This window comes from Rhizobium sp. BK456 (genome assembly GCF_014194045.1).
Lineage (GTDB): Bacteria > Pseudomonadota > Alphaproteobacteria > Rhizobiales > Rhizobiaceae > Rhizobium > Rhizobium redzepovicii.
On sequence record NZ_JACIAO010000017.1, the window covers coordinates 1 to 24,354 of the forward strand.

Genomic DNA, 24,354 nt, shown 5'->3' on the forward strand with positions numbered 1-24,354 from the left:
GAGATCGACCCCTCCTTCGTCGTCACCCATCGCGGCACGCTGGAAGATGGGCCTGCTCTCTACAAGACGTTCCGCGACAAGCAGGACGGATGCATTAAGGTCGTTCTGAAACCATGAGGAGGCGCATTATGGCCCGTAATCACCCGAAGGCCTTGCGGTCGTCGCAATACGGCTATGATCTCATCATTGCCCGGATAGGAACGCATCAACTTGGCAGCGGCAAATCTCAAGGCCAGAAGTTGTGGTTACGTCCAGCTGCGATACGGCCAAGGCGATCCGGGGAAGGATCTTCTGCCGCATCGTCCCCGGCATCGTCGCTAGCTCTTTCCAGCTCGCTCATGGTCGAAAAGACTTTGTCATCGGACATCTGGCATTGGCGAACGAAGCGTCATCGAGGCGATGGGAGCAGTACTTGAAACGCGCCGTGCACGGGGCCCGCGGCGTTCGAGGAAGACGATCTCGGCGTGTAGTCTTCGTTCCCCCGAGCAGTCAAGACGGCTGAGCTGCGGCGCATCCGGTACACGGCATCGGGAACTTTACGCTCGGTGCGATGACGCGGGAACTCTCGGCTTGTCGAATAGTTTAGCCGTGACAAACTCAGGAGATCCCGATGAAACGCTATATCATTGCGTCACTTGCCCTCTCACTCGCCGTTCCGGCCTTTGCCCAATCGGCCGCTGAAAAAACTGGCGTCAATTCGTTGATGGGCGTTCCGCCCAAGACCGAGGATTTCGTCAAGGAAGCGGCCGCCAGCGACATGTTCGAAATTGCATCCAGCAAACTGGCTGCCGAGCGCGGTGACGATGCAACGAAGGCTTTTGCGAAGCAAATGATTGCCGATCATCAAAAGACAAGCGATGAATTGAAAGCGCTGGTATCCGGCGGCAAGGTCAAAGCCACCCTTCCCGACGCCATGTCGTCGGCTCAGCAAAGTATGCTCGACAAGCTGAACGGCCTGAAGGGCGACGATTTCAACAAGCAATATCATTCCGATCAAGAGGAAGCCCACGAAGATGCGGTCGACCTCTTCCAGCGCTATGGCGATGAAGGGGACAATCCAGAGCTTAAAGCATGGGCCGCAAGCACCCGCCCGGCCCTGGAACATCACCTTCAGTTGGCTAAGGAACTCAACAAGTAAGCTGGATCAGCCTCGGTATCGTTGCGATGCCGAGGTCCGCTCCTGAAGAACGCGCGCCTACAAGATCCGAGACAGCGAAGGGCGGCGCGATCAACGTCGAGGACCCAGACGACATCCCCGCTCTTCCAGACTTCCGGCCAAGGTAGGCCGGATCGGGAATACTCCAGGCTTGCCTACTCCAAGATCCATGTATCGATTCCGTGCTGACGGTCGCCCAAAAGCAACACGGGTTGGCTCGGTGCCAGTGGCAGCTTTTTGCATCTCCATGACTATCCGAACATTTATCAGAAGGATCGATCACAAGATGCGTGAGGTCGGATAAGATCTGGCCGCAGTAGCGCGGTACCCCACCGCCATTCCACAACTGTGCAGTCGATGGGACAGGAAGCCGCGCGCTTGCAACAATATGTCACCCTACTGGATTTGCACATCCGACGCCCGACCTATTGGAGTAGAGTTAAGGCGTAGATTTTGTCACCAAATGGTGCTATCTACAGCATCATAATCAGGAAGCCAAACGATGCGATCGACGATCAATCTCGATGACACCCTCATGGAAAGGGCTAGGGCCCTAACCGGCACGAAAGAAACCGCCACTCTGGTCCGCCAAGCGTTGGAGACGCTTGTTCGTGTGGAGTCGGGAAAACGCCTGATCGCGCTCGGCGGAACTATGCCGGATGCGGAGGCGGCCCCACGCCGCCGGAGCGCAGCTGCCAAGTGATACTTGCCGACACGTCCATCTGGATCGATCATTTCCGGCAGGCCGATCCAGAGCTGCGTAGGATTATTGAGGAAGACCGTCTCTTATGCCATCCAGCGGTAATCGGAGAGCTCGCAATTGGCAGCCTTCGGGATCGCAGTAGCGTGTTGGCTTTCCTGGCGGCCCAGCGCGAAGCGTTCGTCGCCACGCACGACGAAGTTATGATGATGATTGATCGCCACGCCATTTTCAGTATGGGCATTGGCTATACAGATGCCCACTTGATGGCCTCAGTTCTCCTCGATCAACGAGCGGCCTTATGGACCAGAGACAAGCGTCTGCGGGCAGCGGCCGAAAAGGCGGGGGCTTCACTGCACACCCCTGCCAACGCGCGAAACTAAATGCTGTATCGAAGCGCTCATGTTGGTTGTGAGCCGCCTGAGCGCAGTCCGATCGATCCATTATGCGAACCCCTTAGCAACAAGCTGGACGCTGGCCTCGAAAGCTTTCGCCGTGCGAGAACCGTTGACCCCGCTATTGCAGTGCCAATGGCGTAAGTTGGCAATTATGGATCTCATGTCATTAGTTGCTGTTAATGCGGCTTCCTGTCAGCACCGGGTGTCCGCGGCTCGAAGCGAATTCTACCGGATGTGCTGACGGAAAACCTGTCGGAACTCCTGAAGTTATCGAACCCAAGAGCAGTTGGCAGCTGACTCGCAAACGGTCGCGTCTTCTGCCACATCGAAAACGGCATTCCGGGATGGCATCCGCCACTAATGTCAACGGAAATCTCTGGTCGAGCGCAGCCGATGGCGTCCATTGTTTCGACGCGACGGATCCGTCTCCCCCAGACCGTTGCAAGCCTCACCTTCGGCGGGCCCGCAATGGCCTCTTCATCGCCGCCACCTGCTCACTCTATTCAGTTCGCGTCGCAGCAACTGGCGCCCAGAAGCCGAGCAGGGTTTTAGCTGGCCAGCACGATCGCCACGTCGAGCGGTAATCAAAGCGTGACAGCCTAACCCTACGACCGAACTGACCTCTCGAAAACCCTCGCCAGCCGTTGCGCGAATTTTCGGGGATCTTGTGGTCGTTCGCCGTCGAGAATGCGCGCTTGGTCGAGCAACAGGAACGTTGCGTCCTCTTGAAAAGACGCATCGTCCTCGACGGCCGCGATGGCCTTAATCACGGGATGTGCCAAGTTGATTTCGAGGATCGGTTTGGTTGCTCCCTGGAGACGACCTGCGTTTTGCAGGATCTTTTCCATCTGCATGTCATAGCCGTCCTCCGGCGCAACCAGGCAGACGGCGCTCTCCGTCAAGCGCTCGGATGCCCGAACATCGGCGACTTGACCGGCCAGTTTTTCTCTTGCAAAGCCAATAAATGTCGCCAAACCGGGGCTGTCCTGCTCCGGCGGCGTTTGATTGTCGAGCCTTGGAAATTGCGCCAGATCCGCAGTTCCCTGCGTGATCGATTTGAACGCCTTTCCTTCGAATTCCGGCGCGTTCACCACCCAGAAGCTGTCGACTGAGTCGGTTAGCAGCAGCACTTCGACCCCTCGCGCCCGGAAACCTTCGAGCTGGGGCGACGCCTTCAACTGATCCAGGCTGCCACCCGCAAGATAGTAGATGGCGTCCTGGCCTTCTTTGGCGTCTTCGACGTATTCGGCAAGTGAACGGTGCCCTTCCGGCGATGTCGACGTGCGAAATCGTGCAAGTGCCATCAATTGTGCACGCCGCTCGTAATCCTCGTAGATGCCCTCCTTCAAGACGGGTCCGAAATTCTCCCAGAACTTGAGATAGGTGTTCGGCTCGCCGTCAGCGAGTTTCTCGACGGCTGTGATAACCCTATTCGTGACACCCTTGCGGATTGCCGCCAGAACGGGGCTCTCCTGGATCATCTCGCGAGAAACGTTGAGCGGCAGGTCCGCCGTGTCGATAAGCCCTCGGACGAAGCGCAGATATCTGGGCATCAGTTCCGCATCGTCGGTGATGAAGACCCGCTTGACGTAAAGCTTCATCCTTCCTTTGCGTTCGGGATCAAACATGTCGAACGGCTGCGTTCCCGGTACAAACGCCAGGGCTGTGTATTCGTGTCGCCCCTCGGCACGAAAGTGCACGGTCAGGGCTGGTTCGTCGTATTGCCCAGATACGCCGCGGTAGAAGTCGGTATAGTCTTCCTTGCTGACTTCGCTCTTCGATCTGGTCCACAGCGCAGTCCCGTCCGTTATCTGGACCGGCTCGCCGCCGGGTTTGTCGACAATACGGATCGCCACCGGGACGTGACCGGATTGTTCTTTGACGATTCGTTCGACGTTCCACCTTGAAGTGTATGTCTTGGCATCTTCCATCAAATGCAGGACGATGCGCGTACCGCGAGGTGGCGCTTCGACGAGATTTGCCGCCTCGACATTATAGCTTCCCTTCCCGTCCGAGGACCATTTCCAGGCCTCCTCTGAGCCGGCGCGACGGGAAATCACATCGACATGCTCGGCTACCATAAAGCAGGAATAGAAGCCGACGCCGAACTGTCCGATTAATTGTGCGCCTTCAGCGGCCTTGTTATCTGCAATCCGCTCCATGAACGCCCGCGTCCCCGACCTCGCGATCGTACCGAGCGCCTCGATCATCTCGTCACGTCGCATACCGATGCCGTTGTCCTCCACGACAAGCTGCCTGCTCTCTTCGTCAAGCCGCAACGTGATGCGGCTCTCGGCATCGTTCGCCAGCAGCGAAGGCGTCTCGATCGCCTCGTAGCGCAGCTTCTCGCAGGCATCGGCGCCATTCGAGATCAATTCACGCAGGAAAACGCCCTTGTCCGAGTAAACGGAGTGGACCATCATATGCAAAAGGCGGGCAACATCGGCCTCAAAGACGTGGCGTTCAGCAATCTGTTCGACAGTTGTGGTCATGTGCTCGGATTCTCCAAAGAAAAGCGATTTGACGCCGATCAATTGGCGAAACCAGGCTCAAAATTCAAGATCCGAAACAGGTGGTGGCGGCCGAAATATACCGTCGCGCAGTTGCCATTTTCATTGTAACGGCTGAATGGCCAGAACCTGCGCCGATTGGGGGCTTCAGTAGAGCGAGGCACGGATCGATTCGCGCTGGCATCTAATCGAAGGGAAGTTGCGGCTGGGAGGGATTGCGCCGGCGGCCGGACGGCTGCGGAGTGCTGCGTCGGCATCACCGAGCGGAGGCGGGGACGGCTTGGTCATCCGCCATGACAGCAGCCGCGCCTTAGACGGAGAACGCCACACTCGGCTAAATCATAGCCCCACTAAAAAGCGGCTCTTGACTCGCCCAATCGCGCAGTTGAAAGCCGTGACCGGCGCAACGGCCTGACGTGACAAACAAGTGCCTTCTTCAGGCGCGTCCACGAAAAAAGAGACATTGGAGCCGGTGATCGCACGCCAACGCATCGATCAAAATGGATCGTTGTCGATTGTCCACGTCCATAAGGCGACGCCTGCAGATTTCACCGCGCGTCAGTCCGTGCAGTCACGGTCGAGGTCGCGGAGAGCGGCACTGATCTCATCGATCGTGAGCGGTTCGGGCGTTCCTGGACTGTGACGGAATGCCGGGTTCGAATCGACTGCGTGGAAGTCCGCTTGTCAGACAATGCCCGCGCTCGAAAACATCGCCTGAAGTCTAGTCGATGGCCCGGAACAATGGTCCCATCGCCGTCGCGTTGCAGGCGACCTCGTCGAACATGTCGGGTATCATCGCGGCCTCACCGAACGCGTGGATCTCTGTCCTGGCGACGGTGAGATGCGACGATGACATCGGCATCAGCCGCCAGCAGATCATGCTTGTCCGCAAAGGCCGCAAACAAGCCGCGCGCCGTCTCCGCTTCGATTTCGCCACGAAGCGCCGCTTGGCATGCCTTCAGGGCAACAGCGTGTGCCGTGTCTCTTAGTGACACCGGCCACTCAGCAAGGTGTCGGTAAGCGTCCAGCACGTTGCGAACTTCCGCAGGGAAGCCAAGGCCGACAAGAATGGTGACAGGGTGTCTGAACATATCGGGTTTCATTGCTCTCTCCTTCGCAACCCGGAATGTTGACGGGCGCCATCGCGATGGCGCTTTGCCTAATGCACGAATTTAGAGATCAGGCCGCCTTCTGCGCTTCGATCTGCGCCGGGGCGGTCGACGTCAACGCAGGCGTACTCTGGATCGAGATCTTCCGGGGTTTCAAGGCCTCGGGGATCTCACGGACGAGCTCGATCGACAGGAGACCGTTGCTGAGATCCGCTCTATTTACCCGGACATGGTCGGCAAGTTCGAAGCGGTGTTCGAACGGGCGACCGGCGATGCCGCGATGCAGGTAGCCATCCGTGGGCGATTCCTGCTTCTTGCCGGTGACAGTCAGCAGGTTGGATTGGAAGGTGAGATCGAGCTCGTCCTGGCCAAAGCCAGCCACGGCGATCGAGATCCGGTAGGTGTCGTCATCCGTTTTGACGATGTCATAGGGCGGCCAGTCGTTGGTCGAGCGGGCCCGCTGCGCATTTTCCAGGAGATTGAAGATCCGGTCGAACCCAACGCTCGAGCGGTAGAGAGGTGCGTAATCGTAAGATGTTGCCATAGCCATATCCTCCTTGAAGCAACATGGGTACGGGAGTGCCAAAAGCGGCGCTCCCGGCAATGCCAGCCCTGTCTTAAGCGGCTGGCGGCTAACGATTTAGTTTTGGCGATTTTCCGATTCAAGATCTGCTGTGGAAAAATTTTCACCGAACCCGTGACCTGCTCGATTAGTGGACTGATCGACTGAGAACCCGATGCGGATAAGCAGCCTTGAACTTCGAGATCATCGCGGATGCTTGCTGCAATACCCGCTCGGTCGTTTCGGGAGTATCGCGTGCGAGTTCCTCGGCGTTTACCCGGATCGCTTGTGCCATATTGGCCGACATCACAGCGAAACGTCCCTCACCATGGACGAGAGCCTCCTGCGAGGCGGTCTCGAGCCATCGCGCAAAATCGACGATGATCTCTTCCTTCTCCGCGATACTGGCATCCTTGATGAATTTAATGTTCTCTTCCATATGGTCTCACTCCTTCAGACGTGGAAATCGACCGGGCTCATCAAGCCCCGATCACCGGGTGAGCTAGGAAGGGGAAAATGCGGATTCAAGCCTCAGTGCAGCTTGAATTCCCCATTGACACGGCGCCACTCGTTGGGGCCGATCAGGCGGTGGTGCGTGTAGCGGACAGAATGCAGCGGACCATCGAGGCTTGTTTGCCAGAAATCCAGGAACCTGCGCATTTCGGGAAAATCGGGGGCGAGATCGTAGTCCTGCCAGACATAGGTCTGCAGAACGGATTCGAAGTCCGGAATGCGATAGAGAATATGGGCGGTCGTCAAGCCGTAGCCGTTCAGTTGCCGTTCCAGATCCGTTGAGAATTGCATGCTTCATCTCCGTTTTGTGACACGATGATGGTGATGCAAAACTTTGCCGCCATCAACACGTTTCAAACGTAGGATATCGGCTTTCTGTTCCTTTACAGCATGTTAGCAGCCGCTTCACTTGAGTGCTAATTTTTCTATCTAACCCTCTTGAAATCGAAAAATCACGAAAATAAATTTTGCCCGCGAACGCTCGAGTGAGGCTCGCATCCGCCCGGATTGGTCACCCGGTCCGGGGGATTTTGCGTCATCTTTTTTGTCCAATGGAGGAAAACATGTCGTTCCGACCGCTTCATGATCGCATTCTCGTCCGCCGGGTCGAATCCCAGGAAAAGACCAAAGGCGGCATCATCATCCCTGATACCGCCAAGGAAAAGCCGCAGGAGGGCGAGGTCGTCGCCATCGGTCCCGGCGCACGCAACGAGGCCGGCCAGATCCAGGCGCTCGACGTCAAAGCAGGCGACCGCATCTTGTTCGGCAAGTGGTCCGGCACCGAGATCAAGATCAACGGCGAAGACCTGCTGATCATGAAGGAAAGCGATGTCATGGGCATCATCGAAGCACAGGCCGAGCAGAAGAAGGCCGCCTGAGGCGCCCTATCTATCAGTCAAACTAGCTGCCTAATGAAGGAGTGAAAAAATGGCTGCGAAAGAAGTTAAATTCAACACCGATGCCCGTGAACGCATGCTACGTGGGGTCGACGTACTCGCCAATGCCGTGAAGGTGACGCTCGGCCCGAAAGGCCGCAACGTGGTGATCGACAAGTCCTTCGGCGCGCCGCGCATCACCAAGGACGGCGTTTCGGTCGCGAAGGAAATCGAACTGGAAGACAAGTTCGAAAACATGGGCGCCCAGATGCTACGTGAAGTGGCATCGAAAACCAACGATCTCGCCGGTGACGGCACCACCACTGCAACTGTTCTCGCTCAGGCGATCGTCAAGGAAGGCGCCAAGGCGGTGGCCTCCGGCATGAACCCGATGGACCTGAAGCGTGGTATCGATCTTGCCGTCGACGCTGTCGTCAAGGAGCTGAAGACCAACGCCCGCAAGATCTCCAACAATTCCGAGATCGCCCAGGTCGGCACCATCTCGGCCAATGGCGATGAGGAGATCGGCCGTTATCTCGCAGAAGCGATGGAGAAGGTCGGCAACGAAGGTGTGATCACCGTCGAGGAGGCCAAGACCGCCGAAACCGAACTCGAAGTCGTCGAAGGCATGCAGTTCGACCGCGGCTATCTCTCGCCCTATTTCGTCACCAACCAGGACAGGATGCGGGTCGAGTTCGAGGATCCTTATATCCTTATCCACGAAAAGAAGCTCTCCAACCTGCAGTCCATGCTCCCGGTGCTCGAAGCGGTCGTCCAGTCGGGTAAGCCGCTGCTGATCATTGCGGAAGACGTCGAAGGTGAAGCTCTTGCTACGCTCGTCGTCAACAAGCTGCGCGGCGGCCTCAAGATCGCTGCCGTCAAGGCTCCTGGCTTCGGCGACCGCCGCAAGGCCATGCTCGAAGACATCGCCATTCTGACGGGCGGTACGGTCATTTCCGAAGACCTCGGCATCAAGCTCGAAAACGTCACCCTCAATATGCTTGGCCGTGCAAAGAAGGTGGCAATCGACAAGGAAAACACGACCATTATCGACGGAGTCGGCTCCAAGGCCGAGATCGATGGCCGCGTTGCGCAGATCCGCACCCAGATCGAGGAGACCACTTCGGACTACGATCGTGAGAAGCTGCAGGAACGTCTTGCTAAGCTCGCCGGCGGCGTTGCTGTCATCCGCGTCGGCGGCTCGACGGAAGTCGAAGTGAAGGAGAAGAAGGACCGCGTCGACGACGCGCTTCACGCAACCCGCGCAGCCGTTGAAGAAGGTATCCTTCCAGGTGGTGGCGTGGCGTTGCTGCGGGCGGTAAAGGCACTGGACGGTCTGCCGACTGCCAACGACGATCAGCGCGTTGGGATTGATATCGTTCGCCGCGCGATCGAAGCTCCCGTGCGTCAGATCGCTGAGAACGCTGGGGCAGAAGGGTCTGTCATCGTCGGCAAGCTGCGCGAGAAAGCCGACTTCTCGTACGGATGGAACGCCCAGACTGGTGAATACGGCGACCTCTTTACCCAAGGAGTCATTGATCCGGCCAAGGTCGTCCGGACCGCGCTCCAGGATGCCGCGTCTGTTGCCGGCCTTCTGGTCACGACCGAGGCCATGATTGCCGAGAAGCCCAAGAAGGAAACCTCTCCTGCCATGCCCGCCGGCGCAGGCATGGATTTCTAAGGCAATCGAAGAGGCCCGCGCCATCCGCCGGGAGCGGGCCTCCTACTGAGGGTCAAACAACGTTCCATCGCTCAAGATCAATGGAGCCAAGCTATGAGAAAGGAAAACATCAGCAATTCGAAAGCCACGGCAGCGATCAACACCGCGCATCTGCTTCATCCGGGCAAACATTTCGATCATCCGCGTGACGTGCTTGCCGCCGATGATATCGGCCAAGACGAGAAGCGTGCCATTCTCGCATCGTGGGCATCGGACATCTTCGCAATCGAGTCCATTCCGGCCCTTCGTCTTTATCCCGGCACGGATAAAGCCGTCAGCTACGATGAGATCATCGAAGCACTGAAAAGGTTGGACCACCACGATGAGCAATCTGAAGAGCAGGAGCTCGACGTCCGAAATACCCATAGCCGGAGACCGCAAACACGCCGGTTTGGCGGCCTCGGCCTATGCAGCTATCGGAAAGGAGGCCGCCGCCGCCAGCCATTCGATATCCAGACTGCCATGAACTGCCGCGCGCCTTTGACGACGCTGTCATGATTTTTGCCGTCGACTCTTTGCTCAACTGAGGAGGTTTTGCCGATGAAGATCGCACAGATCGCTCCGCTCGCCGAAAGTGTTCCGCCCAAACTTTATGGGGGAACCGAGCGCATTGTTTCCTATCTCACCGAAGAACTTGTCGCCCAGGGCCACGACGTGACGCTTTTTGCCAGCGGCGATTCCATCACCGGCGCCGGCCTGGTGGCGAGCTCGGACGTGGCGTTACGCCTCAATCCCGCCGTCAAGGACCACCTGCCGCACCAGGTAGTGATGCTTGAGGAGGTTCGCCGGCGGGCGCAGGAGTTCGACGTCCTGCACTTCCACATCGATCTCCTGCATTTCCCGCTGATCCGGGATTTTGCCAATCGCACTGTTACGACGCTGCACGGGCGGCTGGACCTTCCCGACCTTCGGCCCTTCTACGAGGCCTTCCCAGATATTCCGCTGGTGTCTATCTCCAACGACCAGCGTCGTTCCATGCCGCCCGTCAACTGGGCCGGAACGGTCTACCACGGGCTTGCCACTGATGGCCTACCCTTCACAGCACAGCCGAAAGGCAACTATCTGGCCTTCCTGGGCCGCATCTCGCCGGAAAAGCGTCCCGATCGGGCAATCCAGATCGCGGCAAAGGTCGGGATGCCGCTCAAGATGGCCGCCAAGATCGACAAGGCGGACAAGGCGTACTGGGAAAATGTGATCGAGCCGATGGTCAAGAGCCATCCAAACGTCGAGTTCATCGGCGAGATCAACGAACATCAGAAGGCGGATTTTCTCGGCAATGCGGGGGCGTTGCTCTTCCCGATCGACTGGCCTGAGCCCTTTGGGCTGGTCATGATCGAAGCCATGGCGTGCGGCACACCCGTTATCGCCTTCAATTGCGGTTCGGTTCCTGAAGTGATCGACCCCGGGCTCTCCGGCATAATCGTCGATTCAGTGACGGAGGCAGTGGAAAATGTCGAGTGGGCCTTGCGCATGGATCGTCGCAAGGTGCGCGAGACCTTTGAAAAGCGCTTCTCTGCAACTCGCATGGCGTCCGACTACCTCGATATCTATCGGACTCTGCCAGGGGTGCGCACCGACGCCGCTCGCATGCGCCGGTCCAATGGGACGGCTCCTGACCTTCAGGTCGTCGCATAGGGAGAGTCATGTCGATCGCGCCAACAGACAGCAACGGGACGCCGGCAACATCAACGCAGTCGTCGTCCGTTGCTCAATTTTTCATTCCGGCCACCGCTTCGATGCAGGAACGGCGGCCGCGCACCTTGAAGCACGGCGACACCTTCGCCGTCTTTGACCATAATGGCGATGCGCTTTCGGGCCCGGGCAGCCCGGAAGGCTTGTTTCACCTAGATACGCGATTTCTCTCGCACCTCTCCCTCAAGCTCAACGGCCAGCGGCCGATGCTGCTGTCGTCGACGCTCCGAGACGACAACGCGACCCTAACTTGCGATCTCACCAATCCAGATCTCTTCGATGACAAGGGCAAGCTTGCGCTTACCCACGACCTTATCCACCTCCGCCGGACCCGATTCCTCTGGAATAGCCGCTGCTATGAGCGGATAACAGCGAAGAACTATGACGAAAGGCTTCAGCAAGTCCGTATCGAGATCGCATTTGAGGCCGATTTTGCAGATCTGTTCGAGGTCCGAGGAACCGTCAGAGCCAGGAAGGGACACTGTCTCCCAGCCGTCGTCGAGGCGGATAGCACACTTCTTTCCTATCTTGGCCTCGACGAACGAAAACGGTCGACGCGCCTATCCTTCGACCCTGCCCCAAGTAGATTGGGTAGCAATCTCGCTGTTTATGATTTTCACTTGGCGCCGCACGAGACCCGCTCGCTGTTCATCGAAATCGGCTGCGATCAAACTGAAGCGCGCTCACCAAACCATCTTTCCTTTTTCCTTGCTCTGCGGGACGCCCGCCGCGCACTGCGCTCATCTTGCTCGCGGGCCGCGTCGATCGCAACGTCGAACGAAATCTTCAACGAAGTCGCGCGACGCAGCATCTCCGATCTCTACATGCTGATGACCGACAAGCCGGAAGGGCCATATCCCTATGCCGGCATTCCCTGGTTCAGCACCGTCTTTGGTCGCGATGCGCTGATCACTGCGCTGGAGACGCTGTGGCTCGACCCGCAGATCGCGCGCGGCGTCCTTGGTCATCTGGCCGCCAATCAGGCGACTGAGTTCAATCCAGACTCGGATGCCGAGCCCGGAAAGATCCTGCATGAGATGCGCTATGGCGAAATGGCCGAACTCGGCGAGGTTCCTTTCCGCCGCTATTACGGCAGCATCGATTCCACCCCACTCTTCGCGATGCTGGCCGGCGAGTATCTCAAACGGACCGGAGATCTCGCCGCCATCGAGCGGCTCCTGCCGCATATCGAGGCGGCGCTGACCTGGATCGATGAGCACGGCGATCGCGACGGCGATGGTTTCGTCGAATATGGACGGCTGACCGAAGAAGGGCTGATCAATCAGGCCTGGAAGGACAGCTACGACTCCGTGTTCCATGCCGACGGTACATTGGCGAAGGGGCCGATCGCGATCGCCGAGGTCCAAGCCTATGTCTACGGCGCCTGGCAGGCGGCGGCCGAGATCTTCCGGCGGCTTGCCCGGCCGGAACGGGCAGCTAAACTTCTGGCAAGGGCGGAAGGTCTACGCCGCGCGTTCGACATTAGTTTCTTTGATGAGGAACTCGGCACTTACGTATTGGCGCTCGACGGAGACAAGCGCCCCTGCCGGGTGCGCTCCTCGAACGCCGGCCATGCTCTGTTTACCGGCATCGCGTATCCGGAGCGAGCCGCAATGGTCGCCCGCACGCTGATGAGTGCCTCCTCCTTCTGTGGCTGGGGCATCCGCACAATTGCCTCATCCGAACCGCGCTATAATCCCATGAGCTATCACAACGGCTCGATCTGGCCGCATGATAATGCCATGATTGCGAGCGGTCTTGCACGCTATGGCTATCGCGGCGAGGCGGCGCGGATCTTCGCAGGTCTGTTTGCGGCATCGACCTATATCGATCTGAGGCGGCTACCCGAGCTTTTTTGCGGCATGTCCCCTCAGCGGGCGCAGGGGCCGACCTTCTATCCGGTCGCCTGCTCGCCGCAGGCATGGGCCGCGGCTGCCCCTCTGCTGTTGTTGCAATCATGCCTCGGTCTCGATTTCGAACCCAATGGCCAGCTCATCAGCCTTAACGAGCCGCGACTACCGGGTTTCCTGAATGAGGTCATCCTAGGCCGCCTGCAGGTGGGTAAGGGCTCGGCCGACGTCGCTATTCGCGGTTCGGGTCAACAGGTTGTGGTTGAGGTCATCGATCGCCGCGGCGAAGTTCGCGTGCTCACCACCACATAGGGTATGTTTACGCGCGATCAGGACCAGACAGCGCCGTCCCGCCCTTAGCTATTCAAATTCTTCTTCATCCGAAACCAACAGTTCAATTAGGGCGGCGATCTTGCCAACCGGCAGAGGTCGCCCTTCGCCAAGCATGGCCTCGTCGTTGTTGGCCCAGGCAAAAGCCTGAGCGAGTTCAGCCTGTGGCGATTTCGTCGCTACGACCGCGGCCACCAGCGTTGCATCGACAGGCCAAGAACAGCGATGACGTCGTTAGAAGTCATTGTTATATCAATTGCTGCTTTCTTGATTTCTCCGTATCTGCTCACCGCATTTGGTAACGGAAAGAAAAGATTCAAATTTTTATCGGGCAATCCCACATTGCTCTTGAACGCGCAACCGGCTGAACAATATTACTATTGTTCGATTGCCCAATGGGGATCGAATAGTCCAGGAGGCGCCATGTGCTCTTGGCGTCTCCCTGTATCCATGTTGCTTACAAGGAGGATATGGCTATGAGGACAAACCTCGATTTCTCTCCCCTATTCCGGTCGAGCATCGGTTTCGACCGAATTTTGAACGCGCTTGAGGCCGCAAGCCGTGTCGAGACGACGGACAACTGGCCGCCTTACGATATCGTCAAGTCCCATGAGGACGAATACCGCATCGCCATGGCGGTGGCGGGGTTCACGCAGGACGAACTGACGATCACCCAGGAGCAGAACATACTCTTCGTTTCCGGCCAGAAGACGCATGCTGAAGACATGCAATATCTGCATCGCGGCATTGCCGGTCGCTCGTTCCAGCGCCGGTTCGAGCTTGCCGATCACGTCAAGGTCGTCGGCGCCGGCCTCGCCGATGGCTTGCTGACCATCGATCTCAAGCGCGAAATCCCGGAGGCGATGAAACCGCGCCCCATCGCGATTGCGACTGACATGGCTCTGCCGGAGGCCGAGCCGAAACAGATCGCGGCCGACAAACAGGCGGCATAAACTCGAACAACAGCACGGTCAGCAAAGACGGCGCCGGGCGCATCGTCCGGCGCCAGCGGAGAAGCTTTGCTCTTTGAATTAACAGAAAGGAGAAAACCATGAGTGTTCGTGATCTAAATCCCTGGGGCCGCAACAATGGCAACCAGGTTCCGAATGTCCTGCGCGACGATGATCGGGATCCCTTCCTGTCGCTGCATCGCGAGGTAAACCGTTTGTTCGACGACGTCTTCCGCGGCTTCGGTACCAGCCTGCCGTCTCTCGGCAGCAGCTTTGCATTAAGTGCCGGCTGGCCGAGCGTCGAGATCGCCGACACCGACAAAGACATCAAGGTGACCGCCGAGGTGCCGGGCCTTGAAGAGAGGGACATCGAGGTCCTGCTCAATGACGGCGTTCTGACGCTGAAGGGTGAAAAGCGCTCCGAGACCGAAGATAAGGATCGGCAGTTCACCGAGCGTTATTATGGCCGCTTCGAGCGCCGCATTCCGCTCGGCGTCGAGGTCAAGGATGATCAGGTTGATGCCCGCTTCAAGAACGGCGTGCTGACCGTGACCCTGCCGAAGTCCGAGAAGGCGCAGTCGCAAGTCAAGCGCATCGCCATCAAGAGCTGATCGGCCTCTACCTGGCGGCCCGCCTTCGGCGGCCGCCAGCATGATTCGCCAACAGGGGTATGCCAGCCCAATCGTCAGGAGGATGGAGCCTATGACGAGGCCTGCACGGATGAAGGCTCTGACAGGCCCCGCGCTGCCTTCCATCATGGAAGCCCTGCCAGCGCCGCCCATGCAATATGCGTCGCGAGAGTTCGTTTTCAGGCATGAACTGGGGCGACCATAATGGGTTTGGGTGATCGAGAAACCACCTAGCCCACGTGCGCATCGAGGGCGATCCGAATCGCTTGATCGAGATGCCACACGGTCATGGCCCGTCGATCTTTTTGATCTTCCGCCCTGAACCGGTGCAGGATCAGTTGCTATCGCTGAAACCAGAAACCGATGCCGAGCGGCTTTTGCTAATCGCGCGATTGAGGTTAGCGGGAGGCGCATTGGCTCACCCTTGAGCAGGGAGACGAGGATCTGCCCATCGCATTTCTAATAATTTTGGCGTTCTGGTTGTCGTTGCTCTGCTGTCGCCGGTCTTTGGCACTCGTAGTCATCGCGTTCTGCGCCCTATCGGTAGCCGGCGCGGTGTTCCTGATCACAGACATGGCACACCCCAATCTAGGAGTTATCCAGGTCTCCGATGAACCTTTGCGAAAAGCGCTCGAACGAATGAGCGGAGGGTGAGGGATACGTGCCGTAGGTACTGTCGTTGTTACTGTATCCTACGTTGCCAATTGACCGCTTTCTGCGAACATCATCCCTCCAGCTCCTGTAAGCAGCGCCTCGCTTGTTTCGAATCCTTCCCCATCGACAATCGGTCGCTCTGCCGACCTGAAGGAGTGTTCACATGTGCCGTCGCCACGCGTTGCTTATGTCTACTCGTGTCCTTGTTGCGTTGGGGTTTACAGCGTTGACGGGATTTGGCTGTCCGTCGGCCATCGCGCAATCGGCAAGCGGGTCTCCCGGAGCGACAATCACCCTTGACGGTAAGCAGCTTCCGCCACCCACGCCGAATTTCGGCGGGGTGATCAAAGAAAAAGCGTCGGAATCACAGCCCTGGTGGGCTCCACGTGTCACGCCGCCAAAGGGTGCGCCGAACGTGCTGCTGATCATGACGGACGACCAGGGATTTGGTGCACCTAGCACCTTCGGCGGCGTCATTCCCACCCCGGCCATGGATCGCATTGCAAACCAGGGGCTGCGGTTTACCAATTTCCACTCGACGTCGCTCTGTTCGCCGACGCGGGCTGCGCTGATTACCGGCCGAAACCATCATTCGGTCGGTTCCGGGGTCGTCGGCGAAATTGCGACGGGCTATCCGGGCTACGATTCAATCATCCCGGTCGAGAAAGGCACCATAGGCACGATCCTCAAGGAGAACGGCTATGCGACATCGTGGTTCGGCAAGAACCACAATACGCCGTCCTATCAGTCGAGCCAAGCAGGGCCGTTCAATCAATGGCCGACTGGGATGGGCTTTGAATATTTCTACGGCTTCGTCGGCGGCGACGCCAGCCAGTGGCAGCCGAACCTCTATCGCAACACGACGGCCATCTACCCGTTCGAAGGCAATCCTGGATGGAACATGGAAACGGCGATGGCCGACGAGGCCATCCAATATATGAAGCAGTTGAAGGAGATCGCGCCCGACAAGCCCTGGTTCGTCTATTACGTACCAGGCGCCACGCACGCACCGCATCATCCTATGCCTGAATGGATCAAGAAGATCAGCGACATGCATCTCTTCGACGACGGCTGGAACAAGCTGCGCGAGACGATCTTCGCCAACCAGAAACGGCTCGGTATCATGCCCGAGAATGCGCAACTGACGCCGTGGCCGAAGGAACTGCGGGAATGGGATACGCTGAGCCTGGAAGAGAGAAAACTCTTCATCAAACAGGCGGATATCTACGGCGCCTACCTTGCTTACGCTGACAATGAAATCGGCCGGGTCATTCAGGCCGTCGACGATCTCGGCGAACTCGACAATACGCTGATCATCTATATCGGCGGCGACAACGGCGCGAGTGCCGAGGGCATGCTCAACGGCACGCCGAACGAGTTCACCACCTTCAACGGCATCCCGGTGCCGGTGAAGGATCAGTTGCTCTGGTATCCGTTCTGGGGATCGGAACGGACATTCCCGCACTTCGCCGCGGCCTGGGCCTGGGCGATGGACACGCCGTTCAAGTGGGTGAAGCAGGTGCCGTCGCATTTCGGCGGCACGTCGCAAGGGGTGGCGATGTCCTGGCCCGGCCACATCACTGATGTGGCCGGCATCCGCCGCCAGTTCTCGCACGTGATCGACATCGTGCCGACCATCCTCGAAGCCACCGGCATCCCGGCACCCGAGACGATCAACGGCATCGCTCAGAAGCCGGTCGAAGGGGTGAGCATGGCCTACACATGGGACAAGGCAAATGCCGATGTCCCCACCCGGCATACGACGCAATACTTCGAGATGCTGGGCAATCGCGCCATCTACGACAATGGCTGGGTGGCAGCGACGACGCCGGCAACCCGGCCGTGGGAGCTGAGCACCGCCACGCCGCCCGACGTCATCACCGGCTATAACTGGGAACTCTACAACGTCAACGATGACCCGACGCAGTTCAACGACCTGGCCGCCAAGATGCCCGACAAGCTCAAGCAGATGCAGGACCTCTTCTATTCCGAGGCGAAGAAGTACGACGTGCTGCCGCTCGACAATTCGACGCTTTCCCGTTGGAACACGCCGCGCCCCAACCTGACGGCCGGGCGAACCGAGTTCACCTATTCGGGGGCACTGAGCGGTGTGCCGCCGAGCGCTGCACCGAGTGTCCTCAACAAGTCCTATACGATCACGGCCGAGGTCGAGATACCCGAAGGCGGGGCGGACGGCATGATCGTGACCGAGGGCGGACGGTTTGGCGGTTATGGTCTGTTTCTCAGCAAAGGCGACTTCGGCGTCGGGCGGGGCAGGGTCGTGTTTCTCTATAACCTTCTCGACCTGAAGCGCACGATGTGGGAGGGGCCGGAACTGGACCCTGGCAAGCACCAGATCGTCTTCGAGTTCAAGTCCGATGGTCCGGGCCTCGGCAAGGGCGGTAGCGGCGTCCTGTCGGTGGACGGCAAGCAGGTGGCGACAAACTCGGTTGAACACACGACGCCCGTCACCTTTCCGGAGGACGAAAGCTTCGACGTCGGTCAGGATACGCGCACAGGAGTCGCTCTGGTCGAGTATCGCTACGACGCTCCGTTCAAGTTCTCCGGCAAAATCGACAAGCTGACGTTCAAGCTCGGGCAATAGTAGGGGCGGCATGTTTGGAACGATGGCTGCAAATGCCAGGCTGCTATTTTCGGTAACGGGCGTGGTCGAAGCCGCGACGGGACTGGCATTGCTGATTGCACCAGCGCTCCTGGTTCAAGCGTTGCTCGGGGCCGCGCCGGACACGCCTGCCGGCATGACGGCCGGCCGTGTCGCCGGAGCGGCCGTGCTGAGCCTGGCCGTCGCTTGCTGGCTTGCGCGGGATGACCTGGCAGGCAAGGCTGCTAAGGGATTGGTGACAGCGATGCTGTTCTACAACTTCGGCGTGGTCGCAATACTCATTCTTGGATTGATTCGCCACGGCATCGCCGGCATCGCTTTCTGGCCTGTTGTCGCGGCCCACGTCGCGCTGGGCGTTTGGTGCGCGGCATGCAGCTTGGCTTCCCCCTTTAAGGGTCGTTAGGCATCGGAGACTGAATAAAACGTTGCGAGGCAACTTCTATCATCGCCAAACTCGTATCAGTCCGTCGCCTTGAACCAATTCGAACCGGAGGCCCGTCATTCCGTCGGACAAATCACTGAAAATTCCGCGCTTTCACCTTTAGCGTATCGATATGAAGATCGGGCGTGAACAGGTCCCGCGGGACAACGGGCCTCGGCCTGTCTCTCGAATCTGGCCCACCGCCGCCGTGGGCAAACTCGTCGCCGCGTCCGGTCGGCAGCCTGAACCGGCTATCCCGACCAGCCAAACCGACGAGGTCGCCTGACAGGTCGCACAGTTGCTGGGCGACAAGATGGACCACCTCCCCTTCCCGCTGAATGCGCCCGTTGATCGCCATCATCGAGGATCCCAAGACAACGCGCCGTCGCTTCTCGAACAGTGACGGCCAGACGACGATGTTGGCGGGCCCCGTTTCGTCCTCGATGGTGATGAACATGACACCCTTGGCCGACCCGGGCTTTTGACGAACTAGAACAAGGCCTGCGGTATAAACCCATTGCCCGTCCCGAGCGTTCATCGCCTCTGCGCAGGTGATGATATTGCGTGCGGAAAGGTCCGTGCGCAGGAAGGCAACCGGATGCTGCCTTAGGGTCAATCCGGCATGGTTGTAATCTTCAATGACGTTGTGCCCCTCCGTCATCTGCCGAAGAGCAACCTCCGGCTCCTGCTGCTCTGCAATTGCCGCCATCTCGCGTTCGGCCGCGGCCGCAAACAAGGGCAAGGGTTCATCGCGCAGCGCCTTGATCGCCCAGAGGGCGTCGCGGCGTTCGAGTTTGAGCGATGGCAGGAACCCATCGGCCTCTGCAAGCTGAACAAGTGCTTCCGTTGGAACATTGGACCGGCGCCACATGTCATCCACCGACGCGAAAGGGCTGTTCATCCGAGCCGTCACGATCCGGGCGGCATCTGCGACTGCCAGTCCCTTGACCTGCCGAAACCCAAGCCGGACAGCATGCCGATCGCTGCTGCCGATCCTCTCCAGCGTGCAGTCCCAGCGCGAGCGGTTGACACAGATCGGCCGTACCTCGACGCCATGCTTGATCGCGTCACCAACAATCTGGGCTGGAGCATAAAAGCCCATCGGCTGACTGTTCAAAAGCGCTGCGCAAAAGACATCCGGGTAATGGCACTTGATATAGTTCGATGCGTAGGCGATCAGCGCGAAGGAGGCTGCGTGACTCTCGGGAAAGCCGTAGGAGCCAAAGCCTTCGAGCTGGGAAAAGGTCTTCTCGGCGAATTCCGGTGAGTATCCGTTCTTCACCATGCCGGAGACCAGCTTGTCCTTAAAGCGTGAGACGCCCCCAGTGAACTTGAAAGTGGCCATCGACTTGCGCAACTGGTCGGCCTCGCCGCCGGTAAAGCCGGCGCAGACCATCGCCACCCGCATGGCACTCTCCTGAAACAGCGGCACGCCGAGCGTTTTGCCGAGCACCGCCTCAAGTTCAGGTGTGGGATATTCCACCGGCTCCTTGCCCTCACGGCGACGGAGATAGGGATGCACCATGTCGCCCTGGATCGGACCGGGCCGTACGATCGCCACCTGCACGACGAGATCGTAGAAGGTGCGGGGTTTCAGGCGCGGCAGCATCGCCATCTGGGCCCGGCTTTCGATCTGGAAGGTGCCGAGCGTGTCAGCCTTACGGATCATCGCATAGGTCGCGGCATCCTCCTGGCGGATCTTCGACAGATCAAGATCGTCGTCCTTGTGTTCGCGGATGAGATCGAAAGCCTTTGCCATGCAGGTCAGCATGCCCAACGCCAACACATCCACCTTCATGAACTTCAGCGCCTCGACGTCATCCTTGTCCCATTCGATGATCTGGCGATCCTTCATCGTTGCCGGCTCGATCGGCACGAGATCGTCGAGACGGTCATGGGTGAGGACAAAGCCGCCGGGATGTTGGCCAAGATGACGCGGCGCTCCCATCAGCTGCTGCGCCAGTTTCAGCGTGAGCGCCAGACGCCGGTCGTCAGGATTGAGATTAAGTTCTCGGATGTTGCGATCCGGCATTTCCTCCGACCAGGACCACATGCCGGATGACAGCGCCTTGATCACGTCTTCCGGCAGGCCGAGCGCCTTGCCGACATCGCGGATCGCACCTTTTGCGCGGTAGCGGGTGACGGTGGCGCAAAGAGCGGCCTTGTCCCGCGTGTAGGTCTTGTAGATCCACTGAATGACCTCCTCGCGACGTTCATGCTCGAAGTCGACATCGATATCAGGCGGCTCGTCGCGCTCCTGGCTGACGAAGCGTTCGAACAGCAGATCGTTGGTCGAGGGATCGATCGAGGTGATGCCGAGAATGTAGCACACGGCGCTGTTGGCCGCCGATCCCCTGCCCTGGCAGAGAATGCCCTGGCTACGCGCATAACGCACGATCGAGAAGACCGTGAGAAAGTAGGGCGCGTATTTCATGGTGCGGATGAGATCGAGCTCGTGGCGCACGGTCTTCAGAACGTCAGGGGGCAGACCCTCCGGATAACGGTCGGGAATGCATTGCCAGAGATAATGCTCGAGCGAGGCCTGGGCATCCTTGCCCGGCACGACCGCCTCCTCCGGATATTGGTAGGTCAGTTCCTCGAGCGAGAAAGTGCACCGACGGACGATCTCCATCGTCCGTGCGAGTGCCTCGCGGTAGCGCGGAAACAGGCGCTGCATTTCTTCCGGCGGCTTCAGGTACCGATCGGCATGGCGCTCACGCTCGAAGCCGACCTCGTCGATCGTCGTGCGGGTGCGAATACAGGTGACAATGTCCTGCAACTGCCGGCGGCCTGGCTCATGGAAGAGGACGTCATTTGTGACGACCGTCCTCACCTTGAACCGCGCCGCGAGATTGGAAATTTCATGCAGCCGCAGCTGGTCGTTCTGCCGGCGCCGCAGACAAAGCGACACATAGGCGCGATCACCGAAGACTTCGGCCATCTTGCGCAGCTGCACCGCACAGGCGTCATCCGGCAGATCCGGCACCAGAATGCCGATCATGCCTTCGGCACAGGCGATAACGTCGTCCCAGTGCAGGATGCAGTTGTTCTTGCCGCCGCGCGACTTGCCGAGCGTAATCAGCCGGGTGAGCCTGGAGTAGGCGGCGCGACCTGTGGGATAGACCAGCACGGACATGCCATCAGCCAGATCGAGCCGGCAACCGACGACGAGGCGCAAACCCGTGGTCCGCGATGCCTCAAGCGCCCGGACAATTCCGGCCAGCGAATTGCGATCGACGACGCCGAGGGCTTCGATGCCGAGGGCCTTGGCAGTCTCGAACAGTTCCTGTGCGGAGCTTGCACCGCGCAGGAAGGAAAAATGGGTGGTGACCTGCAGCTCGGCATAGCTCATGCGAAGATCCCGTGGATGAACCAGCGATGGCTTCCGGTTTTAGGATCGATGCCATCACCGGAGCGAAACACCCAGAGACGTTCGCCGGCCTCGTCTTCGATTATGAAATAATCCCGTACCGCCTCCATCTCGGCGTCGCGCTGCCACCATTCGCCAAAAACCCGTTCCGGACCATCGGCCCGCTTGACCTTCAGGCGTTTGCCGCGCCAGGTGATGGAGACCGGCGGGCGATCCGGCAGCAGCGCAATCGCCTCGATCAGTTCCGGTCGGGCCAGCAGCCGGACCGGCCGGCGCCAATGGCCGACCCAGGTGACCTCGATCGGATCGGCCGCGGCGCTGATGCGCTGGACGGAGCGCTCGGGCACGTCGGAGGCAACGGGCGCCACCCGATAAACACGCTGGCCACGGTTTCCATAGATGTCGATCAACGGTGTGACGTCCTTGACTTCCTCCTCGACCAGCGACGAGGATTTCTGGCGCTCCTGCAGCGGCTCGGCCATTACCGCAACCAGGATGAGCTTCTCGATCCCAAAGCCGGGCTCGATCTTTTCCGTCCGATCACGAAACAGCTTTGTCAGCCAAGCGACATCGCGCACCGGTTTTGCCGTGCCGGCGCGGATTGCCTGCCGGGTCCCATCCACCTTCTCGACGATTAGATCCGCCCGGCGAACGCCAAGACCGCGCTTTTGCAGTTCCTCGATCAGGTGCACGACCAGGCGGCCGACATATTTGTTGATGGTTTCGGCCGCGCCGATCGGCTCGGCAAAGACGCGGCTGACCTCGATCAGTTCGGCAGTGCGGATCGGCTCGATCGGTTCCGACAAGCGGCCGAACATCTGGTCGATCCGCCGGCCGATCTCCGGACCGAAACGAAGCGTCAGCGGCGCGCGCGGCGTATTGGCCAATTCGCCGATTGTCTGGAAGCCGAGCGTGCGCAGATCGGTGGCGACTTTGCCAGGAAGGCGCAGCAGCGATATCGGCAGCTTCTCGACGGCGCGCGCGGTCTCACCGATCGGCACGATGACCGTATCCCGACTGATGGCGCGCGCGCACGCACGCGCCGCGCCCCAGGTGTCGGCAACCGCGACACGGGCAGTAAGCTTCCTGGCCAGGAACTGGTTGGCGATCTTCGTCACCATCGGCAGCTCGCCACCCTGCAGGTGATCGGCGCCTTCGGTATCCATGATAATGCCGTCAATCCCGTCAACCGCGACGATCGGGGAATAGAGCGTCAGCGCCCAGATCGTGATCCGTTCGAGTGCTGCGGCATCCGCCGCAGGATCCGCATCGACCAACATCAGGCCACGGAACAGCGCCTGCGCTTTCGCCGCCGGCATGCCGACATGAACGCCGGCTTGTCTGGCGGCCGCGTCGCTTGCCGACACCCAGCGCTTGGAGCCGCTCCTGGCGATCACGGCAATCGCCTGTTCAGGCGGAATGGATGGATCGGCGCGACGAATACGATCCGTCGGCAGATCCGGAAGATAGATCGAGACGACCCTTGTCATCGCACGCCCTCACGAGAAACTCAGCACACTCACCCGCTTTCACGCGCATCAATTCCAGAAACCATTGAGCCCTTCCCACACCGGGTACCGGCAGCTCTTCCGATGGCATCACGCTCACCCGCCATCGCGTGGTTGAAGCCGTCGGCTGGCCAAAATCATTGGCCTCAGTCTGTCGCCGCCATCGTCGGACCGCGAGCGCCATGGTCCCGGTTCGCTCGGCCGCCAGCTGCAGCCGGCGCGAGCCGACCATTGGCAATCGGACAAGTTCGCCGACCACGGCGCCGAGGCCGCCGAAGGACAATCCTTCCTCCATGTTGGCCAGGACGTCTTCCTCCTTGTCCGACTCGACAAAGATTACCCTATCGGCATGGAGGCCGACCTGAGCGAGTGCCGGAAAGAAGAGATCCGGACGGGTCAGGCACCAGACGATCGGGCCTTTCGTCCGCGCTGCTATCCCCGCCGCACACAGGGCTGCCGCCGCACCATCGACGGTACCCGCCCCGCCACCGGCAAATTCGTGCAAGGCGCCATAGGCCAGACCACCTCCCGGCAGGACCGCATCGATTTCCGGCACACCGAAGGAAAGACAGCCAGCCTTTCTGCCTGACACGCCCTCAAGCGAAGCGATGCGCTCGCGCAGATCGAAAATCACCCGTTCGCGGGCAGCAGTCATCGTTCACGGCTCCCTTCAAGGTCGTATTGGCGGCCAACATCATGTCGATCCAAATGCGGATGTTCTCTATCTGTTCCCGACGACTTGAAGAGTCAAGCAACCGGAGGATGGGAATATTATCCTGAACAT

Annotated in this window: 20 protein-coding genes and 3 pseudogenes; 14 read left to right on the forward strand and 9 right to left on the reverse strand. The window is 59.3% G+C overall.

Annotated elements, in window-relative coordinates:
* The 5 genes and pseudogenes from FHX03_RS34240 to FHX03_RS34775 all read left to right on the forward strand — a co-directional run.
* Nucleotides 1–117 (forward strand): annotated as a pseudogene (locus tag FHX03_RS34240) (alcohol dehydrogenase); the annotation flags it as partial.
* Between the two features lie 493 nt (nt 118–610).
* Complete coding sequence (locus tag FHX03_RS32000; protein ID WP_183780429.1) at nt 611–1,138, forward strand: DUF4142 domain-containing protein; 528 nt, start codon at nt 611–613, stop codon at nt 1,136–1,138.
* A gap of 520 nt (nt 1,139–1,658) precedes the next feature.
* Nucleotides 1,659–1,859, forward strand: a complete 201-nt coding sequence (locus tag FHX03_RS32005) for a type II toxin-antitoxin system VapB family antitoxin (RefSeq protein WP_183780426.1) — start codon at nt 1,659–1,661, stop codon at nt 1,857–1,859.
* Nucleotides 1,856–2,239, forward strand: a complete 384-nt coding sequence (locus FHX03_RS32010; protein WP_183780424.1) for a type II toxin-antitoxin system VapC family toxin — start codon at nt 1,856–1,858, stop codon at nt 2,237–2,239. The genes FHX03_RS32005 and FHX03_RS32010 overlap by 4 nt, the downstream gene beginning before the upstream one ends.
* A 312-nt stretch (nt 2,240–2,551) precedes the next feature.
* Nucleotides 2,552–2,838 (forward strand): annotated as a pseudogene (locus tag FHX03_RS34775) (SMP-30/gluconolactonase/LRE family protein); the annotation flags it as partial.
* Nucleotides 2,839–2,859: 21 nt separating this feature from the next.
* Here FHX03_RS34775 and htpG read toward each other — a convergent pair.
* The 5 genes from htpG to FHX03_RS32035 form a co-directional block, all read right to left on the reverse strand.
* Complete coding sequence (htpG, locus tag FHX03_RS32015; protein WP_183780421.1) at nt 2,860–4,746, reverse strand: molecular chaperone HtpG; 1,887 nt, start codon at nt 4,744–4,746, stop codon at nt 2,860–2,862.
* Between the two features lie 821 nt (nt 4,747–5,567).
* Entirely contained in the window at nt 5,568–5,867 is a 300-nt protein-coding gene (locus FHX03_RS32020) for a DUF982 domain-containing protein (RefSeq protein ID WP_183780418.1), read from the reverse strand.
* A gap of 76 nt (nt 5,868–5,943) precedes the next feature.
* Entirely contained in the window at nt 5,944–6,417 is a 474-nt protein-coding gene (locus FHX03_RS32025; RefSeq protein ID WP_183780416.1) for an Hsp20 family protein, read from the reverse strand.
* A gap of 166 nt (nt 6,418–6,583) precedes the next feature.
* On the reverse strand, nt 6,584–6,874 hold the full coding sequence (locus FHX03_RS32030; protein WP_183857189.1) for a hypothetical protein: 291 nt from the start codon (nt 6,872–6,874) through the stop codon (nt 6,584–6,586).
* A 92-nt stretch (nt 6,875–6,966) separates the two neighbouring features.
* The gene (locus tag FHX03_RS32035) at nt 6,967–7,239 is read right to left on the reverse strand and encodes an usg protein (RefSeq protein WP_183780410.1); all 273 of its coding nucleotides are present in this window, start codon (nt 7,237–7,239) and stop codon (nt 6,967–6,969) included.
* Between the two features lie 272 nt (nt 7,240–7,511).
* Between FHX03_RS32035 and FHX03_RS32040 the strand changes: the two genes are divergently transcribed.
* The 5 genes from FHX03_RS32040 to FHX03_RS32060 all read left to right on the forward strand — a co-directional run bounded on the left by FHX03_RS32040 (nt 7,512) and on the right by FHX03_RS32060 (nt 13,397).
* Entirely contained in the window at nt 7,512–7,826 is a 315-nt protein-coding gene (locus FHX03_RS32040; RefSeq protein ID WP_183780406.1) for a co-chaperone GroES, read from the forward strand.
* A gap of 49 nt (nt 7,827–7,875) precedes the next feature.
* Entirely contained in the window at nt 7,876–9,504 is a 1,629-nt protein-coding gene (gene groL, locus FHX03_RS32045) for a chaperonin GroEL (protein ID WP_183857190.1), read from the forward strand.
* 93 nt (nt 9,505–9,597) lie between these two features.
* Nucleotides 9,598–10,041, forward strand: coding sequence for a hypothetical protein (locus tag FHX03_RS32050; protein ID WP_183780401.1), 444 nt, complete (start codon nt 9,598–9,600; stop codon nt 10,039–10,041).
* 42 nt (nt 10,042–10,083) lie between these two features.
* Nucleotides 10,084–11,178: a glycosyltransferase family 4 protein gene (locus FHX03_RS32055; RefSeq protein WP_183857192.1), complete on the forward strand. Its 1,095-nt coding sequence runs from the start codon at nt 10,084–10,086 to the stop codon at nt 11,176–11,178.
* A gap of 8 nt (nt 11,179–11,186) precedes the next feature.
* Nucleotides 11,187–13,397 (forward strand): amylo-alpha-1,6-glucosidase, encoded by a 2,211-nt coding sequence (locus FHX03_RS32060; RefSeq protein WP_183857194.1) that lies wholly within the window; start codon nt 11,187–11,189, stop codon nt 13,395–13,397.
* Nucleotides 13,398–13,445: 48 nt separating this feature from the next.
* On the opposite strand, the pseudogene FHX03_RS32065 reads toward FHX03_RS32060, so the two are convergent.
* A pseudogene (locus FHX03_RS32065) lies at nt 13,446–13,666 on the reverse strand (hypothetical protein).
* A gap of 225 nt (nt 13,667–13,891) precedes the next feature.
* On the opposite strand from FHX03_RS32065, the gene FHX03_RS32070 reads away from it, so the two are divergent.
* From FHX03_RS32070 to FHX03_RS32085, 4 genes are all read left to right on the forward strand, one after another.
* Nucleotides 13,892–14,368 (forward strand): Hsp20 family protein, encoded by a 477-nt coding sequence (locus FHX03_RS32070; protein ID WP_183857196.1) that lies wholly within the window; start codon nt 13,892–13,894, stop codon nt 14,366–14,368.
* A gap of 98 nt (nt 14,369–14,466) precedes the next feature.
* A complete protein-coding gene (locus FHX03_RS32075) occupies nt 14,467–14,976 on the forward strand; it encodes an Hsp20/alpha crystallin family protein (protein WP_183857198.1) in 510 nt (169 codons plus the stop codon).
* 859 nt (nt 14,977–15,835) lie between these two features.
* The gene (locus tag FHX03_RS32080; protein WP_409565204.1) at nt 15,836–18,253 is read left to right on the forward strand and encodes an arylsulfatase; all 2,418 of its coding nucleotides are present in this window, start codon (nt 15,836–15,838) and stop codon (nt 18,251–18,253) included.
* Nucleotides 18,254–18,263: 10 nt separating this feature from the next.
* Nucleotides 18,264–18,674, forward strand: coding sequence for a hypothetical protein (locus FHX03_RS32085; RefSeq protein WP_183857202.1), 411 nt, complete (start codon nt 18,264–18,266; stop codon nt 18,672–18,674).
* A 112-nt stretch (nt 18,675–18,786) separates the two neighbouring features.
* Here FHX03_RS32085 and FHX03_RS32090 read toward each other — a convergent pair whose 3' ends face one another.
* Genes FHX03_RS32090 through FHX03_RS32100 form a run of 3 tightly spaced genes read right to left on the reverse strand, consistent with a single transcriptional unit; the run spans nt 18,787 to nt 24,225 of the window.
* Complete coding sequence (locus FHX03_RS32090) at nt 18,787–22,044, reverse strand: error-prone DNA polymerase (RefSeq protein WP_183857204.1); 3,258 nt, start codon at nt 22,042–22,044, stop codon at nt 18,787–18,789.
* On the reverse strand, nt 22,041–23,552 hold the full coding sequence (locus FHX03_RS32095; protein ID WP_183857206.1) for a Y-family DNA polymerase: 1,512 nt from the start codon (nt 23,550–23,552) through the stop codon (nt 22,041–22,043). The genes FHX03_RS32090 and FHX03_RS32095 overlap by 4 nt, the downstream gene beginning before the upstream one ends.
* Nucleotides 23,473–24,225: an ImuA family protein gene (locus FHX03_RS32100; RefSeq protein WP_183857208.1), complete on the reverse strand. Its 753-nt coding sequence runs from the start codon at nt 24,223–24,225 to the stop codon at nt 23,473–23,475. The genes FHX03_RS32095 and FHX03_RS32100 overlap by 80 nt, the downstream gene beginning before the upstream one ends.
* Between the last annotated feature and the right edge of the window lie 129 nt (nt 24,226–24,354).